The organism is Novosphingobium sp. SL115 (genome assembly GCF_026672515.1).
Classification (GTDB): Bacteria; Pseudomonadota; Alphaproteobacteria; order Sphingomonadales; family Sphingomonadaceae; genus Novosphingobium.
In genome coordinates this window covers 303,767-320,935 of the sequence record NZ_JAPPRG010000003.1, presented here as the reverse complement: position 1 = coordinate 320,935, position 17,169 = coordinate 303,767, and the positions used below count along the sequence as shown (strand labels likewise).

Genomic DNA, 17,169 nt, shown 5'->3' with positions numbered 1-17,169 from the left:
ACTAACAGGAGAGAGCGATGCAGCGTTTCAATGGAAAAGTGGCGCTGGTCACCGGCGCGGCATCGGGCATTGGCCGCGCGGCGGCGATCCGCTTTGCACAAGAAGGCGCACGCGTGTTCTGCGCAGATCTCAACCTTGCGGGAGCCGAAGCGGTTGCGGCGGAGATCGGCAATGGCGCGGTTGCCGTGCAGGTGGACGTTGCCGACTACGCCAGCAATCAGGCGATGGTCGCCAAAGTCATGGCAGAGGCGGGCGCGCTGGACGTGGCGTTCCTCAACGCCGGGCTGTATGGCGCGGCAGAGGGATTGGACACTGTGGATGAGGCGCTGTTCGACCGGCTAATCGCGGTCAATCTGAAGGGTGCATTCAACGGGATCAAGGCGGTTCAACCGGTCATCGCGCAAGGCGGGGCCGTGGTGGTCACCGCGTCGGCGGCGGGCGTGGTCGGTCATCCCGGCAACCCCGCCTATGGCGCGGCAAAGCATGGCGTGGTGGGGCTGGTGAAGTCCTGCGTCGATGCCTTTGCAGCACGCGGCGCGCGGATCAACGCGCTGTGTCCGGGCGGTGTGGAAACACCCCTGATCGGCGCGCCCGATGTGGCGATGGTGGACCCGCAAAGTCTGTCGCGCGTGCCGTTGCGCGGCATGGGCAGCGCGCAACATGTAGCCGAAGTGGCGCTATGGCTGTGCAGCCCCGCCGCCGGTTTCATCACCGGACAGGCGCAGGTTCTGGACGCAGCGCTGCTGTCCACTTTCGCCCCGGTCATGCTGCCGGTTGGCCCCTGAGACATGAGCCGCGTTCCCACGCAAGCTGCGATGAAGGCCACGCTGCAGGCTTATGTCGACCGTATCAACGCGGGCGACGCTGCGGGGGTGACGGCGCTGTTTGCGCCCGATGCGGTTATTGAAGATCCCATCGGATCGGAACCCCGCACTGGGAAAGCCATTGCCGCATGGTTCGCAGACACCGTTGCCTACCAGACTCGCATTACCCCGGTTGCACCCCATCGCGGTTCGCATGGTGATGAAGCGCTAGTGGTGTTCGATGTCGACTTTACCCCGCCGGATGGACAGCGACTTCGCATCCGTTCTGCCGATGCCTGCAAATTTGATGCAGAAGGTCGAATTATCGGCCTGCGCGCATTCTGGGGACCGGATGACATTGGCCCCGTAGCTTGATCTTGCAGGCTATTGTGCAATGTTCGCTGATGAGCGCGAATCTGAAACCGTGGCGATAGGGGCAATGGCGGCGTTGTATTTCAACGTCTGCAGGACAAGCTCTGTCTCTACCTCGCGAATACCATCAAGCGCGATCACCTTGTCGGTCAGGTCGGCAGCTTCGCGCAAGTTGCCAAGGATACACACCGCAACCAGGCGCGGCGCGGCATTGGCATCATAAAGCGCGCTGACTTGCGGCAGGGCCAGCAGGCCGCGCCGCACCTGATCCAGTTTGCCGCTGGCGCACTTCACGGTAACGAACATCATGTGCTGGGTATGATCGCCACCCTGATCGCTGGTCCCTTCTTCACGCGCGCGATCAATGTCCAGAATGGGGATCAGTTTGAGCAGGCCGGCGTTCTGCAGGCGCTTTACGCGGCCGCGCACGGTGCCTTCGGTAACGCCGAGGTCTGCCGCAATCTTGCGGAAGGAAAGGCGCGCGTCCTCGGCCAGCATCCGCGCGATATCGCGGTCCAACTGGTCGGTGGCGGGAAATTCTGGCTGCTCGACCGGCATCGGCATATCCCTTCAGATTCCGAGCGGCCCGACAGCCGGGACATAACGATAGACGTTGTTGACAAGTTCGACGTCCACATCGTCAACCCCGGCAAGGTCTGCCGTGGCTTGCCGCACCGCCTCGATCATTTCGCGCGCGTTGCGGAAGGCATAAAGGCACGACACCGGGTAGCGGCCCGATGTGATGTGGACCGACAGCACATCTTCGCGCGCCGCCAGTTCGCGCGCCACGTCGGCCGGCGGACGCCCGCTGACCATCAGCCGAATGCGTGCGACCATGCGATAACCGTGGATGCGGAAGTCCGAAACGGCCACCACGCGCATCAGGCCGCCCGCATCCATCGCGCGTATGCGGTTGGCCACAAGGTTGCCCGAAAGGCCCAGTTCCTCGCCAATGGTCGTGCTCTGCGCACGGCCATCGCGGGCAAGCACTTCGATGATGCGGCGGTCGATATCGTCGAAGCCGGAGCCGCGCGGGCGGCGTTGCGGTTTGTCGTCGCTCAAATCCGGTCCCCTTCTTGAAATGAGGAGTAGATTACGCAAGCATGTGCCGCAATAGACGAAAATCCGTTATCCGCGTGGTTCGCGTGGTAGACCAAGGCCGCGTTCGGCAATCAGGTTGCGCTGGATCTGGTTGGTGCCGCCATAGATCGTGTCGGCCCGGCTGAACAGGAACAGGTTGGGCAGCATGTCCCATTCATAGGCATCGCCCGACGCGATTTCCCCCGCCTGTCCCAGCACGTCCATTGCCAGTTCGCCAAGGCTGCGCCGCCATGTCGCCCACTGGATCTTGTAGGTCAGCGCTGCGCCATCAATGCGCGAATGATCGGTGTTGGACAGCATCCGCAGCGCGCCATAGCGCATCAGCTGCAGGCCGATCTGTGCAGCGGCAATGCGCTGGCGGATGACCGGATCGTTCGCTTTGCCATTGGTTTTGGCAGCGGCAACAATCTCGTCCAGTTCATTGCGGAAGCCCATCTGCTGGCCCAACGTGGAAACCCCGCGTTCGAATGCCAGAAGGCCCATCGCGATCTTCCAGCCATCGCCGGGGGCGCCGATCAGGCTGTCTTCGGGGCAGCGTGCATCGGTAAAGAACGTCTCGTTGAATTCGGCATCGCCGTTGATCTGGCGAATGGGCCGCACGTCGATTCCGGGCTGGTCCATCGGCATCATCAGAAACGACAGGCCCTTTGGCCCGGTAGAGCCTTCCTGCGTGCGGGTGACGACGAAGATCCAGTCCGAGATGTGGGCAAGGCTGGTCCAGATTTTCTGGCCGTTGACCACCCAATGACCGTCTTCGATCCGCCCCTTGGTGCGCACGCTGGCAAGATCGGATCCGGCGTTGGGTTCGGAAAAGCCCTGGCAGAAGATGGTCCGCCCCGCCGCGATATCGGGCAGGAAGCGACGTTTCTGTTCATCGGTGCCGAACGTCAGGATGGTTGGCCCGGCCAGTTCCACGCCGATGTGGTTGATGCGGCCGGGCACGCCCGCGCGGGCATATTCCTCGGCAAAGATCACCTGCTGGGCAAGGCTGGCTCCGCGCCCGCCCCAAACCTCTGGCCAACCGATGCAGCCCCAGCGGTGCTCGCCAAGCTGCTGCTCCCACTCCTTGCGCCGCTCGGGCATGGCGGTAAGCTGCGTGACGCCGCGAATGTCGCGGAATTCGCCCGCCATCTGGCCCTGCAACCAGTCGGCGCATTCGGCGCGGAAAGCTTCGTCAGCGGCAGAAAATCCCAGCTTCATCGCGCGATCAGCCCGGCAGATAGAGTTGCGCGGCCTTGCCGCCATCCACCGGAAGCGCAGTGCCGGTGATATAGCTGGCCGCATCGGACAGCATGAAGACGATGGCTTCGGCCAGTTCTTCAGGATCGCCCCCGCGCTGCATCGGGATCGCCTTTGATGTCAGCGCGGCAAAATCGGGCGCGCGGCTTTCATAATCCTGCGTGGCGGCAGTCTGCACTTGCCCCGGCACGATGGCGTTCACGCGGATGCCCAGCGGGGCACCTTCCATCGCCGCGGCGGCGGTGAAGTGGACCATCGCTGCCTTGGATGCCGAATAACTTGCCATGTTGGGCGCAGCGCGAATGCCGCAAGTGGACGCGATGTTGACAATCGCGCCGCGCTGGCGGCCCTGCTGTTCCTGCGCGGCCATAACCTTCATCGCGGCCTTGGTGCCCACGAACACCGCATCGGCATTGACGGCAAAGTCCTTACGCCAGTGATCGAGGCGCAGATTAGCGATGGGGGCATAGTGGACCGACATGGCATTGTTGACCAGCATGTCGAGCCGACCGTGACGTGCCGCCACATCTTCCACCAGCGCGGTGAAGGCAGCTTCGTCTGACACGTCGAGCTTGTGCGCTTCGACCGTGCCGACTTGTGCGATATCGGCCCGCGCGGCCTCCAGCTTGTCCTCACGTCGGGCGCAGATGATGACGGTTGCGCCACGCCGTGCCAACAGGCGTGCGGTCGCAAGGCCGATACCATCGCTTCCGCCGGTGACGATGGCGACCTTTCCGGCCATGTCCTGATGGCTGATCTGAGACATCGCAACGCTTCTCCCGATTCCAATGCTTTCAACGCGAATGCGCCTGATTGGCAGATTGTGTCAAGCAAATGCGTAAAATATATTCATTCAATATCCGTATGTGTGGGAAAACGGTCAGGAGAACCACGCACCTCCATTGATATTGACCGTGCTGCCCGTCGCAAAGCTGGCATCGTTGCCTGCCAGGAACACCACCGCGCCTGCGATTTCGTCCGGCTGGGCAAGGCGCTTCATCACGCTGTCAGCGGCAACGGCGGCTTTCACCTCGTCGGGCAGCGGGGCATAGATCGGAGTCTCGGTCGCACCGGGGTTCACCGCGTTGACGCGGATGCCGCGCGGGGCCAACTCGCGCGCCATGGCCCGCGTCATGCCCAGCACTGCGGCCTTGGCTGTAACATAGGGCACTGGCCCATTGCCCGCGAGTGCGGCGGTAGACCCAATGTTGACGATTGCACCGCCGGTTCTCTGCGTCGCCATGATCCGCACTGCCGCGCGGCTGCAGCGAAACGCGCCGTCCAGCGTGACAGACAGCACGCGCGACCAGCCTTCATCGGTGCAGTGGATGGTCTGATCGGCATGCGCCTCCCCATCGCCGCCCGCCTGCGCAGCCTGGCCGGCGTAGTATTCGGCCATGCCGTCGCCTGGCGCACTTCCGATCCCGGCATTGTTGACCAGCACGTCCACCCGCCCCAGCCTTTGCGCCACTTTGGCAAAGGCGGCATCGACCGAGCCAGTGTCCGTCACATCGCACCCCACACCGATATGGGGCGCGGGTAGAAGCGCGGCGGCCTTGTCTTCGGAAAGATCAAGCACGGCCACAACCGCGCCCTCTGCCGCAAGCCTGTGCGCAATGGCCGCACCAATCCCTTGCGCGCCGCCGGTTACCACCGCGACGCGCCCTTCAAGCATGTTTGCCATCTGCGTCCTTTCAGCCCGAAACCGTCGGGTAATCGGTATAGCCCCGCGCATCGTCGCCCTGGCCGGTGTAGAAAGTGGTGCGGTCAGCCTTGGCCAGCGGCGCACCGGTGCGCAGGCGCTCCACCAGATCGGGGTTGCCGATAAAGGCATAGCCGAACGACACGGCATCGGCCTTGCCGTCGGCAATGACCTTGGTGGCGGTTTCGTTGGTAAGGCCGCAATTCTCGATCACCGAACCGGACCAGTTGGCGCGAACCAGATCAAGCGCGTCAAAACCCGCGTTGGGGATGTGGATGAGGTGGCAATAGGCCAAACCCATACCCTCCACCGCGCGCAGCAGCGTTGTGTAAGTTTCGGCCGGATCGGCATCGGCCATGCCGTTGAACGTCACGCCGGGGCAGATGCGAAAGCCCACGCGGTCTGATCCGATGGCAGCGGCCAGTGCGGCCAGTGTTTCCACCACAAAGCGCACGCGGTTTTCCGCCGACCCGCCATAGACATCGCTGCGCTGGTTTGAATTGGAGGAAAGGAATTGCATCGGCAGATACCCGCTGGCGCAGTGCAGTTCCACGCCATCCATCCCGGCGGCGCGGGCATTGCGCGCGGCGGCGACATATTCCGCGATCACGCCGGGAATTTCGTGAGCGGCAAGGGCGCGGGGCATTTCGGTGGGAACCGGCACGCCATCCGGCCCCGGAATGGGGTCGGGGCAGGCAATCGCGCTGGGGGCCACCGTTTGCGCATCCGCAGCCTTGTTGGCGCGCACGGCAGCGCGGCCGACGTGCATCAGTTGCATTACGATACGCCCGCCTTCGCCGTGGACGGCATCGGCCACCTTGCGCCAGCCTTCCACTTGGGCAGGCGAATGAATGCCCGGCGTGCGCCAGTATCCTTTGCCGTTTGGCGATGGCTGGGTGCCTTCGGTCACAATCAGGCCCGCACTGGCGCGCTGGCGGTAATATTCCACCATAAGGTCGGTCGGCACATCATCCGGCCCGGCGCGGTCGCGCGTCATCGGAGCCATGACCACGCGGTTGGCCAGATCCAGCGCGCCAAGGCGGACGGAGGAAAACAACAGGTCCGTCATCATCTCAACTCCGCACGCGGGGCTTGGGCAGCGGCGCGCCACGGCGCATCGCTTCGATGAAGCCTTCCAGCGGTGCAGGTGGCTCAACCGGCCCATCGTGGGGCTGGCCCTGCCTTTCCCAATAGGTCTTCCAGCTGGGGAACAGATCGTGGAAACTGCCGTGATAAGGCGCGACCCCCGGCCAGCGCATCTTGCGGTCGCCCACCGGCGGCTTGTTCAGATCGGCGGCATACCAGTAAAGCGGCAGGCGGCGGCGGAAGTACCAGCGGCCTTCGATGCGCTCGTACTGGTCGAAATACATCATCTGCATGATGACCCATTCGGGGCCGCATTCATGCTCGTTCTTGGAATAGACCACGCCCTGCGCGTGGTCGGGATCGTCGAAATCGATCACATGGCCGCCGATGTGGTGGCTGGTGCCATCGAACTGCATCGAATGGGTCTCGTCAAACCAGTCGCGCAGCGCCTTGCGCCCGCTTTTTCCGCCGCCCACGCGCACGTCTTCGGGGAACAGATTCACCCAGGCATCACCATCGCGCATGTCGAGCGCCAGCGAATACTTGGCCGGAAGCTGGCGGATCGCGTCCAGCGATTCCAGACGGTCGATACGGGCGAGAAGAGTTGCATCAGTCATCGCGCAGGCTTTCGGTTAAGCGGGGTGGGGCGGCACAATGCACCGTCGGCCCAACCCAGGATTTCGTCGCTGCCGGAACAGATCAGATCGTCCACTTCGCCCACCAGCAGGTCATGCGTGCCAAAGCTTACGCGCTGCTTGATGGTGCAAAAGATCGCTGCGGGTGCATCATCAATGAACCACACCCCTTCATGGGCAGAGTGGACGTGTTGCCGCCAGTCGCTTTGCCTGAACCGTTCGGCGCGTGCGGCGGGGTCGGCAAAGGGGGCGACGTGGCCGTCCTGACCGCCGTGCAGCAGGTTTATGCAAAAGCGGCCTGCGCGGATCATCGTGTCATGCGCGCTGCCGGAACGGTTAACGCAGATCGCCATTGAAGGCGGATCAAGACACACCGGCATCAGCGCGGACATGGCAAGGCCAACCGGCGTGCCATCGTCGGGGTCGAAGCTGGTGACGATACCCACGGGGGCGGGCATGAAACGCAGCACCCGCTTCAGCCGCGCATCAATGGGCAGCGCGCCGGGCGGCAGGGTTGCAGCAGTGTCTGGCACGAAATCTCCTCTCCACGCACCGGATCGTGATCGAATCCGAATGGGCATTGATGATTTGCGCTATTGCATAGATGCAATTTTACGCAAATGCAAAATGCCTGTGCGAGGAGTAGGGATCAATCGTCGTCCGAGACGACCGTCGGTTTGGTGATCTTGGCCATGCGCGCGTTGTACTTGATGGTCTTTACCGCAATCGATGTTTCGACGTGATGGACGCCATCCACGGCAAGAATCTTGTCGGACGCAAGTTCGACCAGCGCATCGAGTTCATCGATCAGGCACATCGCGGTGATGTTGAAATGGCCCATGGTGATGAGCACGGCATTCACGCTGGGAATGTCCGAAATGACCTGCGCCACTTCGCGCACGCGGTCGACTTCGGCCTGAATGTTGATGAAGGCGAGGCGCGCTCGCTGTTCGATCTGAAAGCCGGTGATCGCGGTGAAAGCGATCAACCCGTCCTGCTGCAAACGCTTGATGCGCCCGCGCACGGTGCCTTCGGTCACGCCGAGTTCTGCGGCGATGCGGCGGTTGGAAACGCGCGCATCGCGGCCAAGCATGTCGACCAGTTGCGTGTCGAGCGTGTCGAGCTGGGGGACTGCCACGGCGGTTATGCCTTTCCTTCAATCGGGGCGACGTCGAACTGGTACTTGATGATGTCGACAACGATGGCCGGGGTCAGCGTGCGGATGCCCTGAACGCCCGAAAGCTTGTCGAGCAGGAAGTCCGACAGGTCATCGAAATCGTGCAGCGCCACCAGCATGTCGATATCGTATCCGCCGGTCACCATGTGGGCTGCCACCACTTCGGGCAGCGCGGCCAGTTCGTTGGCGACGTCTGATGCCGGGCGACCATCGACCGACACCGAAATGCGCAACAGCACGTTGAAGCCATGCGCCGAAAAGTCGGACACGGCCACCACGCGCAACTGGTTGGCATCCTCCATCCGACGGATGCGCGTCGATACCGTCGTCGCCGTCAGCCCCAGCGTCTCGGCAATCTGCTGGTTATTCGCACGCCCGTTGGCCCGCAATTCACGGATAATCGCAACGTCCGTCGCGTCAAAGTTGAAAACCTGACTCATCCCACCTCGCAGCACCACAGGGCACAGACTGCCGATGCGTTGCCGGTTTGCGCAGCCCAAGCCGGGCAGTCAACCGCGTTCTGCGCCGTTTTCCGCAAGGGAAAGCCCGACTTTGCGTGAATTTCCACCGCGGATTGACCGGCTCAACGCGCAGCAGCCTTGTCGAAGATGTTATTATGCGTAGATATGGAAAATAATAAATTCGAATATTTGATATTTCTAGATAAATTGTGCAATTATCGCGTAAAATTATAATTGGAGGGATAATGTCTGATAGATTGTTCAACCGCGCCATCGTCGTCGTTGGCGCGGGCACGGGAATTGGTGCCGCCACTGTCGAGCGGCTTTGCGCAGAAGGCGCACGGGTTTGTGTGGCTGATGTCAATCTCGCCGCAGCACAAGCCGTAGCGGCGCGCATGGTCGATGCCGGGCACGAAGCCCATGCCATCGAAGTCGACATTACCGATGAAGCCGCGGTCAACGCCTGTTTTGCCGATGTTGCCGCCAAGCTGGGCGGGCTGGACGGCGCGCACATCAATGCCGCAGACCTGCGCACGATCTTCCTCGATTCCGATGCGCTTTCGCTGGATATGGCCACATTCGACCGGACCATTGCAGTCAACCTTCGCGGGCACCTGCTTTGCACCCGTGCTGCCTTGCCTTATCTGATGCAAAGCGATCACGGCGCAATCGTCTATACCAGTTCAGGTGCCTGTATTTCGGGCGAGCCCGAGCGCCCTTCCTATGCCGCATCAAAAGGTGGCCTTAACGCGCTGATGCGTCACGTTGCCAGCAAATGGGGCAAGCAGGGCATGACCGCAAACTGCGTGGCCCCCGGTTTTGTGATGACGCCTGAAATGATCGCAGGCGGCGCGGTTCCGCCCGAATGGATCGATCGCTGCATTGCTGGCACCCGCAGCACCCGATTGGGCAAGGTTGAGGATATCGCCGCAATGGTGGCGCTGCTGCTGTCTGATGATGGACGCTGGATCAATGGACAGGTCATCCATGTCAATGGCGGTGCGCTGCTGACCTGACCCTAACCCTTTCGGGTGATGTGGGGCATCCGCAGGGGTGAGATTGCAGTCTCATAACAACACCACCGGTAGAGGATCAACCATGACTGCAACCACCAATCGCCCCTTGCGCCACGCCGTAATCGGGGCCGGGATGGCGGGCATCCTTGCCGCGATAAAGTTGAAGCAGCGGGCTGAAGATTTCGTCGTTTACGAAAAGGCGGCAAAGATCGGCGGCACCTGGCGCGAAAACCGTTATCCCGGCCTGTCTTGCGATGTGCCCGCCCATGCCTATACCTACAGCTTCGAACCCTATCCCGAATGGCAGGCTTACTATGCCACCGGCAGCGAAGTGCAGGGCTATTTCGAACAGGTCGTGGCCAAGTACGGCCTTGCTGCGGATATCCGCTTCAACGCCGAAGTCACTGCGCTTGATTGGGATGCAGGCACAAGCCAGTGGACGGTCACGCTGGCCGATGGTTCGCGCGATGTGTTCGATGTGGTCATCGCCGCATCGGGCGTGCTGCACCACCCACGCCTGCCCGATATCGCAGGGCTGGAAAGCTTTGAAGGCCCTGCCTTTCACACTGCGCGCTGGGACGATACCGCGCCAATCGAAGGCGCAAAGGTCGGCCTTATCGGTTCTGGATCGACCGGCATCCAGATTGTCACCGCCATCAACAAGAAGGTGGAGCGACTGGTGCATTTCCAGCGTTCGCCGCAGTGGGTCATGCCCGTGCCGCAGTTCCAATACACCGAAGAGGAGCGCGAAGCCTTCCGCCGCGATCCTGCGCTGATCGACGCGATCCGCTTTGCCGATGAATATATCGGCAATATCAAACGCTTCACCGATGCTATCACCGACATTGATGGCCCGCAGATGATGATGATCGAGGATGTCTGCCGCCAGCACTTCGAATCGTCGATCCGCGACCCGGAACTCAAGGAAAAGCTGCGTCCGAACTATCGCGCCGCGTGCAAGCGCCTGATCTATTCATGGTGCTATTACGAAGAAGTGCAGCACCCGGCCGTGTTCGTGGAAACCGGCAAAGTCGCAAGTGTAGAACCCAAGGGCGTGCGCATGGCTGACGGCACTTTCCATGAACTCGATACCCTGATCCTTGCCACCGGCTTTCAGGCTGACAAGTTCATCCGCCCCGCAGGCGTGACCGGCGAAGATGGCATGACTCTGGATGCGTTCTGGGCCACCCGGCCCACCGCGCACTATGCGGTAACGCTGCCGCATTTCCCAAACCTGTTCATGCTGAACGGGCCGACCGGGCCTGTGGGCAACTTCTCGCTTATCGACATTGCAGAACGTCAGTGGGACTATATCGACCAGTTGATCGACCTGCTGCGCAAGGGTAAGGCTTCATCGGTAATGCCCACGGTGGATGCGCACAACGCCTATGAAGAACGGCGCATCGCTGCGGCCAAGACCACGATCTTCGGATCTGGTTGCACCAGTTGGTATCTTGATGCCACCGGTGTTCCGGCCAGTTGGCCGTGGTCCTACGATGCCTTTGCCGATGCGATGGCCAAGCCGGTGCTGTCCGAATATGCCATCAGGATGCCGGTCGCGGCCTGACCTGTCACGCCAGTCGCGGCATTAGTCGCGGCTGGCGAAGTATTTTGCAATGACATCCTCGGTCATGCCGATGCCCCGCAGGCAGAACCATGTGGCCTGCCGGACAAGGTCATCACCGTGCACGCCATAGGGGCGCGCGGCGGGCGGCAGTCCGCCGATGGCGGCAATCATCGTGCCGACATGTTCGATGAACATTGCCGCTGCCGGAACATCCAGCGGTTCGCCGGCAAGCCCGCCGTCTTCGCGCGCAGAGGCATAGGCTGCTTCCATCGAGGCAGCGTTGCGCCGCTGCGACCGGCGGTAGATCAGGCTGGCATAGGAACCGTCACCGGCAAGGCTGGCCAGCGTCATGCGATGCGTATCGAAGCGTGCCGGATCGCTGGCATCGGCCACGCTGGCGGCGATGAAGGCATGGATCGCTTCGGCCAGACCCAATGACCCTTCGGCCTGGATGCCCTGTTCGCGCCAGCGTTCATCCTGTTCCAGAAACACTTGCCGCAAGACTGCACGATAAAGCGCCAGCTTGCTGGGGAAGTGGCGATAGACCAGCGCTTCGGAAACTTTCGCCTCACGCGCAATCTGCAGCGTCTTGGCCCCGTCATAGCCATACTGCGAAAAGACCCGCCGCGCCGCTGCAACGATCTGGCTGCGGCGCTCGGTGCCGGGAATGCGCGTTCTTGCCATGAACACTCACTTACTTTTGCAGGGTCATGTGTCAACCGCGCAAAAGCAGGGCTGCGGCGGCTCGCCGTAACCTGCCTGCCACTTACTTGATGTCAGATCACTCAGCTGCAATCCGCTGTTCCAGGGCAGAGGCGGGAATGCGCTCTGCCCAGAAGGCCCCTTCCAGATCGGTATCGACATCAACCGCGCCGCGCACGCCCAGCGCCGCGCGCGCTTCATCCAGCGGCAGGTGGAAAACGGGCTCGAGCTTTTTCATGAACAAGGCGTCGCTGGCCTTGCCCACGGTCATTCCGCGCTGGATTGCATCAGTGCAGGTGTCCCAAACTTGCGGATAATGCAGCAGTGTTCGCACGGTATAGCGCAACGATCCGAATATCTGGATGACACTGAGTTCTGCGGCAAGTTCGGGGTTGCGGATGAACTTGAAAACGTTGGTCAGCCGATACCAATAGGGCACAAGTTCCCCCATGAAGTTGAACCCGCCACCGCACAGGATATGTTCGAAATCATGCGTCTGCCCTGATCGCAGGTTATAGAACTCCAACTGGCTTTTGGGTTCGCGCCACGGCGTAATCTGGATTTCATAGTTCCCTTGCGTGATCCACTGATAGAAAATGCCGCCCAGCGATCCGGGCGCATATTGGGCAAAATCCTCGATCGCGTAAGTCGAATAGAAGCCTTCGGATAACCATGCATCCAGTTCGGGATTTACCCGCCGTTCGGCGGTGAACATGTCTTCTATCGCAGCATGATCGCGCAGCTTATCAAGGATCGGCAGGAATTCATACATCTCCGCAGGCGGTGGCAGATCAGCGCCATTGCGCCGCAGCAGGATCATCGCCAGCCATTCGCGCAGGCGGGGATTGTTGAGGTATTTCGAAGACGAAACCAGCACGCTCGACGGCGTTTCCACGGGCATTACGCCACGCGCGAGATAGGGCGTGTCAGCCATCAATCTGTCCTTCCTGCGGGGCGGGCAAACGCCTCTGCCCCTTGCCATTTACCGAACGGTATCGAACCGTTCGGTAAATGGCAAGGGTGTGGATGGCCCTTCACGCAAGGGTGCATCGCGGCGGCAGGATGCTATAGCGATAGGAATGGATGGCCCGTTGATGACATATCCCGATGGGGCATCCCCCGCCGTGCCGCCGCGCGTGGCGCACCTGCTGAATGCCGCGCGGGCGGCGTTCGTGGCTGAAGGCTTTGATCGAGTCAGCATCGATGCCATTGCGCGCAAAGCTGGCGTCAGCAAGGAAACGATCTACCGCTATTATCCTGACAAGCAGGCGCTGTTCCGGGCCTCGCTGGAAGAAATGGCAAGCCGCTTCAAAGCGCGCGCACAGGCGCTGCAGCAGCGCGCCGAACTGGACGGCCTTGCGCAAGCGATTCTCGATGCGGCAATCGGTGGCGGCTTGCTCAGCCCGCTGTGGCTGGCCGCCGGACTTGGCGGGCGTATGCCCGATTTCGCCGCCGAACTGCAATTGGCACAAGCGACGCGGATGGAACCGGTGCGCGAAGCGATAGAAGCCATCGTCCGTGCGCGCGGGATATCGCGGCCTGTGCCCATCGACGATGCGCTCGATCTCGGATCGCTTGCGGTGGAAGGCTCGGCCCTGCTGATGGGCTTCAACCCACCACCGCCCGAAGAGCGCACCGCATTGGCGGCAAGAGTTGCGTCGCTGTTCGAACAGGGCGTTCTCGCCATGCCGCGCAGTCCCGCGCGCCCCAAGGCTGAGGCCGCAGCCCCGCACCCCGCCCGACCGATCCACCCGCCGCATTTGCGCCGCCTGCTTGATGTCGCTGCCGACCATTTCCTGCGCGATGGTTACGAGGCGGCAAGCCTTGGCGCTATCGGTGCCGAAGCCAAAGTGGGTCGCGGCACCTTGTATCGCCATTTCGCGCACAAGGCCGGTCTGTTCGATGCAGTATCGCGGGATTTGGCGGCGCAGGTGGCCAGCAGTGCGCAGCCACCCGCGCTGCCGATTGGCGGAGGTGTGGATGCAGTGGCCCGCTACTTTGCCGCTGCCACTGCGCATCTCACCAGCCCCGCCTCTATCGCTTTGCACCGCGCAGGCATTGCCGCCTCGCGCCGCGATCCGGCGCTGGCACGCGCGGTCCATGATGCGGTGCGCGCGCCGTGGACCGGTCCACTTGCACAATGGATCGCGCAAACCACCGGCCACACCGATGCGCCGTGGCTGGCGCAGCAGGGTATCGTGCTGGCAATGCAGGGTAACCGCGCCATCGCTGCAGGCCACGGTCCCGCACCCGAAGCGCTGGCAGGCCATGCGCGTCGCACCGCCAGCCTGTTTCTGCACGGCCTTTGCGGCTGATCGCAGCCTGACTGCTTCGGGTTCAGCCTGAAAGCGCACTGCCCTCGTTCGTGACTCTGCCCCTTTTGAGACACTGATTGCGCCCCGTCGCTGCAATGCGCTGATCTGCGCAGTCCGGTACCGGGCATCGCGGCAACGCACATAGGCATCCAAAGCGCAGATTAATTACGCAAAAAGCGCATGAAAAATACATATTGCACTTATTTTGCGTAGTTGTTACTCTCCATCCAACAAGAAATTGAATTCGGGATGAGGGTAATGCCTGCTTCGTGCGGGCAGTTCAGATGCGTCTGAAGCCGGAATGGCCAAACGATCCCCCCTCATCTCGTTGTCCACGAACCTGGTCAGGTCGTGTTGCAGGCTTGCAATTGGAGGGAGAAAATAATGTCTGAAGGGATTTATCGTAGATCGAGCCTGGCCCGCCGCAGCAGCGCTGTGCTGATGGCCAGCGTCGCGCTTGGGGTCGTGGCCTTGCCGCAGGCGGCTTTTGCTGCAGAAAATGCTGCAGCCGATCAGGCGAGCGAAAGCACCCCGCCAAGCAATTCCGAAATCATCGTCACCGCCAACCGCCGCGAAGAACGCGCGCAGGATGTGCCGATCTCGATCACCGCGATTAGCGCCGAAAGCATCCGCGAACGCGGCCTGACCCAGCTTCAGGATCTGCAAGCCTCGGTTCCGTCACTGGTCGTCGGCCCTAACGGCCAAGCCTCGCGCGAGGTGATGTCGCCATCGATTCGCGGCCAGAGCGCGTCGTTCCAGGGTTCGCCTGCCGTCGTCGTTTACATGAACGAAGTGCCGCTGGTGTCGGCCATCACCCTGTCGGGTCAGGGCGGTCCGGGCACCTTTGTCGATCTGCAGAACGTGCAGGTGCTGGCTGGCGCGCAGGGCACGCTGTTCGGTCGCAACACCACCGGCGGCGCCATCCTGCTCACCCCGTCAAAGCCCACCGACATGCTTGAAGGGTACGTTCAGGCAGGTTTCGGCAACTACAGCATGGTCGAAGTCGAAGCCGTGCTCAACGTGCCGATTTCCGACAAGGTACGCCTGCGTCTGGTCGGCGCATCGCGTGATCGTGATGGCTTCACCTATGACACCAACTGGAACAAGGATCGCGACGATCAGCATTGGCGCATGGCGCGTGCCGGTCTGTGGATCGAACCGGTCGAAGGCATCACCAACTATACGCTGGCCTATTATGGCAAGTCGCACAGCAATGGCACCGGCTCCATCGCCCGCAATTTCAACACCAATTACTTCACCGGAATTGCCCGTCGGCCTATCCCGGTTGGCGGCGGCGTATCCTTCCCGCTGGGGGCCATCGCACCCACGTTCAACTTCTGCGGAGCGGGCACCGGTGCTGCCAATTGCAGCTACTACACCAACCTGCTCAACCAGCAGGAGGCGCGCGGCAACCGCCAGACCGCGCATGGCATGGACAGCTTTGCCAAGCTGGAATCGTGGAGCATCAGCAACACCACCGATGTCGAACTTTCCAGCACGCTGAAACTCCGGAACATCTTCAGCTATTCCGAACTGAAATCGTTCTACGCCAACGATCAGGACGGCACGCTCGCGCCGATCTACGATACCGGCAACACCCTGCTCAGCCGCACGGCCCCGCGTGACTGGTACAAGCAGGTGACCGAAGAACTGCAATTTCAAGGCAGCGCGCTGGACGACAAGCTGACCTACACTGTCGGCGGTTTCTACTTCAAGCAAAGCCCGCGCGGGACGATGGTGTCCTATTCCACCAACGTCTGCGGGTTGCAGACCATCGCAGGCTGCCCCATCGGCCAGAGCGAAATCGCCATCACCAACGAATCCAAAGCGCTCTATGCGCAAGGCTCGCTTGATTTCGGCGCATTCTCGCCCTCGCTCGACCGGCTTCGGCTGACCGCTGGCTATCGCTACACCTGGGATACCGTGGGTGGCACCACTGCATCGTGGAACTACACGCCGCTGGCAAATGGCGGCCAGTTCGTCAGCGCCTGTTCGTGGAAATCCAACCCCAACCCGCAGCAGTCGATCGCCGATCCGCGCAGCACCTGCCTGTTCGGCGCGCAGCTCAAAAGCTCGTCGCCCAACTGGACCATCGGACTGGATTATCGCCCGAACGACAACATCATGGTCTATGGCAAGGTCACGCGCGGCTACAAGGCCGGTGGCTTCAACAGCTATGCCGTGTTCGAAACCACCCGCACCTTCGGGCCGGAAACGGTCACCGACTATGAAGCCGGCTTCAAGACCGATTTCAATGCGGGCGGAATGCGCGGTCGCTTCAACGTCAACGGCTTCTGGCTGGATTACAAGAATATCCAGCGCGCAGCGGGCGATTTCAACACGGCCACCGGCGGCAATGGTGCGGTCACGCTGAACAACGCCAGCGCCACGATCAAGGGCGTCGAGGTCGAAGCCATGATCCAGCCGACCCAGAACATTGAACTGGGCGGAAATTACAGCCACCTCAACGCCAAGTACAAGTCGTTCGTGTTCGACTCCAGCTCTGGCGTGTGGGATTGTAACGCACAGTCGATCACCTCGCCCAAGGCATTTGCCGGGGCCGACATGACCTGCCGTCCGTTGCAGTATCTCTCGCCCAATATCGTGTCGGTCTATGGCCGGTTCAGCGTGCCCATGTCGGAAGATGTCGGCAATCTCAGCCTGTTCCTCAGCTATAACTGGACCGACAAGCAGCCCACTGCGCCGTTCTCCACCGAACGATTCCCCGATGGCACGATCAACGAACCGGGCGTGCTGCTGCCCAGCTACGGGTTGCTCAACGCTACGATCGACTGGAAGGGCGTCATGGGCGCACCGGTCGATCTCAGCCTGTTTGCAACCAACATCACCAAGAAGAACTACATCATCTCGAACACCGGTATCTTCCAGACCATCGGTGCGCAAAGCGTGATCTACGGCGAACCGCGCATGTTCGGCATGCGTCTGCGCTACAGCTTCGGCAACTGACCGGATCCGAAGTGATCTGACAACGA

Annotated in this window: 18 protein-coding genes; 6 read left to right on the top strand and 12 right to left on the bottom strand. The window is 61.6% G+C overall.

Going from position 1 to position 17,169, the window contains the following annotated elements; translation table 11 throughout:
- Nucleotides 1-17 precede the first annotated feature (17 nt).
- Entirely contained in the window at nucleotides 18-785 is a 768-nt protein-coding gene (locus OVA07_RS17750) for an SDR family NAD(P)-dependent oxidoreductase (RefSeq protein WP_268173017.1), read from the top strand.
- 3 nt (nucleotides 786-788) lie between these two features.
- Nucleotides 789-1,178, top strand: coding sequence for a steroid Delta-isomerase (locus tag OVA07_RS17745; RefSeq protein WP_268173016.1), 390 nt, complete (start codon nucleotides 789-791; stop codon nucleotides 1,176-1,178).
- Between the two features lie 9 nt (nucleotides 1,179-1,187).
- On the opposite strand, the gene OVA07_RS17740 is transcribed toward OVA07_RS17745, so the two are convergent.
- From OVA07_RS17740 to OVA07_RS17695, 10 genes are all read right to left on the bottom strand, one after another.
- On the bottom strand, nucleotides 1,188-1,733 hold the full coding sequence (locus OVA07_RS17740; protein ID WP_268173015.1) for an Lrp/AsnC family transcriptional regulator: 546 nt from the start codon (nucleotides 1,731-1,733) through the stop codon (nucleotides 1,188-1,190).
- A gap of 12 nt (nucleotides 1,734-1,745) precedes the next feature.
- Nucleotides 1,746-2,237 (bottom strand): Lrp/AsnC family transcriptional regulator, encoded by a 492-nt coding sequence (locus OVA07_RS17735; protein WP_268173014.1) that lies wholly within the window; start codon nucleotides 2,235-2,237, stop codon nucleotides 1,746-1,748.
- Nucleotides 2,238-2,303: 66 nt separating this feature from the next.
- Nucleotides 2,304-3,476 carry an acyl-CoA dehydrogenase family protein gene (locus OVA07_RS17730; RefSeq protein ID WP_268173013.1) on the bottom strand — a complete coding sequence of 391 codons (1,173 nt, stop codon included), beginning with the start codon at nucleotides 3,474-3,476 and terminating at the stop codon, nucleotides 2,304-2,306.
- Nucleotides 3,477-3,483: 7 nt separating this feature from the next.
- On the bottom strand, nucleotides 3,484-4,281 hold the full coding sequence (locus OVA07_RS17725; protein WP_268173012.1) for an SDR family NAD(P)-dependent oxidoreductase: 798 nt from the start codon (nucleotides 4,279-4,281) through the stop codon (nucleotides 3,484-3,486).
- A 114-nt stretch (nucleotides 4,282-4,395) separates the two neighbouring features.
- A complete protein-coding gene (locus tag OVA07_RS17720) occupies nucleotides 4,396-5,199 on the bottom strand; it encodes an SDR family NAD(P)-dependent oxidoreductase (protein ID WP_268173011.1) in 804 nt (267 codons plus the stop codon).
- Nucleotides 5,200-5,209: 10 nt separating this feature from the next.
- Nucleotides 5,210-6,289, bottom strand: a complete 1,080-nt coding sequence (locus OVA07_RS17715) for an alkene reductase (RefSeq protein WP_326493136.1) — start codon at nucleotides 6,287-6,289, stop codon at nucleotides 5,210-5,212.
- A 1-nt stretch (nucleotide 6,290) separates the two neighbouring features.
- Nucleotides 6,291-6,920, bottom strand: coding sequence for a nuclear transport factor 2 family protein (locus OVA07_RS17710; protein WP_268173010.1), 630 nt, complete (start codon nucleotides 6,918-6,920; stop codon nucleotides 6,291-6,293).
- Nucleotides 6,917-7,471: a flavin reductase family protein gene (locus tag OVA07_RS17705; protein WP_268173009.1), complete on the bottom strand. Its 555-nt coding sequence runs from the start codon at nucleotides 7,469-7,471 to the stop codon at nucleotides 6,917-6,919. Before OVA07_RS17705 ends, OVA07_RS17710 begins: the two co-directional genes overlap by 4 nt.
- 116 nt (nucleotides 7,472-7,587) lie before the next feature.
- Nucleotides 7,588-8,076 carry an Lrp/AsnC family transcriptional regulator gene (locus tag OVA07_RS17700; RefSeq protein WP_268173008.1) on the bottom strand — a complete coding sequence of 163 codons (489 nt, stop codon included), beginning with the start codon at nucleotides 8,074-8,076 and terminating at the stop codon, nucleotides 7,588-7,590.
- Between the two features lie 5 nt (nucleotides 8,077-8,081).
- Nucleotides 8,082-8,555: an Lrp/AsnC family transcriptional regulator gene (locus OVA07_RS17695; RefSeq protein ID WP_268173007.1), complete on the bottom strand. Its 474-nt coding sequence runs from the start codon at nucleotides 8,553-8,555 to the stop codon at nucleotides 8,082-8,084.
- 266 nt (nucleotides 8,556-8,821) lie between these two features.
- Between OVA07_RS17695 and OVA07_RS17690 the strand changes: the two genes are divergently transcribed.
- Together OVA07_RS17690 and OVA07_RS17685 are read left to right on the top strand one after the other, a co-directional pair.
- The gene (locus OVA07_RS17690; protein ID WP_268173006.1) at nucleotides 8,822-9,592 is read left to right on the top strand and encodes an SDR family NAD(P)-dependent oxidoreductase; all 771 of its coding nucleotides are present in this window, start codon (nucleotides 8,822-8,824) and stop codon (nucleotides 9,590-9,592) included.
- A gap of 82 nt (nucleotides 9,593-9,674) precedes the next feature.
- On the top strand, nucleotides 9,675-11,159 hold the full coding sequence (locus OVA07_RS17685; RefSeq protein ID WP_268173005.1) for a flavin-containing monooxygenase: 1,485 nt from the start codon (nucleotides 9,675-9,677) through the stop codon (nucleotides 11,157-11,159).
- A 21-nt stretch (nucleotides 11,160-11,180) separates the two neighbouring features.
- Here OVA07_RS17685 and OVA07_RS17680 read toward each other — a convergent pair whose 3' ends face one another.
- Complete coding sequence (locus tag OVA07_RS17680) at nucleotides 11,181-11,843, bottom strand: TetR/AcrR family transcriptional regulator (protein WP_268173004.1); 663 nt, start codon at nucleotides 11,841-11,843, stop codon at nucleotides 11,181-11,183.
- Nucleotides 11,844-11,940: 97 nt separating this feature from the next.
- Complete coding sequence (locus OVA07_RS17675) at nucleotides 11,941-12,795, bottom strand: hypothetical protein (protein ID WP_268173003.1); 855 nt, start codon at nucleotides 12,793-12,795, stop codon at nucleotides 11,941-11,943.
- Between OVA07_RS17675 and OVA07_RS17670 the strand changes: the two genes are divergently transcribed.
- Both OVA07_RS17670 and OVA07_RS17665 read left to right on the top strand, forming a co-directional pair.
- Nucleotides 12,785-14,176: a TetR/AcrR family transcriptional regulator gene (locus tag OVA07_RS17670; RefSeq protein WP_268173002.1), complete on the top strand. Its 1,392-nt coding sequence runs from the start codon at nucleotides 12,785-12,787 to the stop codon at nucleotides 14,174-14,176. The genes OVA07_RS17675 and OVA07_RS17670 overlap by 11 nt on opposite strands.
- Nucleotides 14,177-14,560: 384 nt before the next feature.
- Nucleotides 14,561-17,143 (top strand): TonB-dependent receptor, encoded by a 2,583-nt coding sequence (locus OVA07_RS17665; RefSeq protein WP_268173001.1) that lies wholly within the window; start codon nucleotides 14,561-14,563, stop codon nucleotides 17,141-17,143.
- Nucleotides 17,144-17,169: the final 26 nt, after the last annotated feature.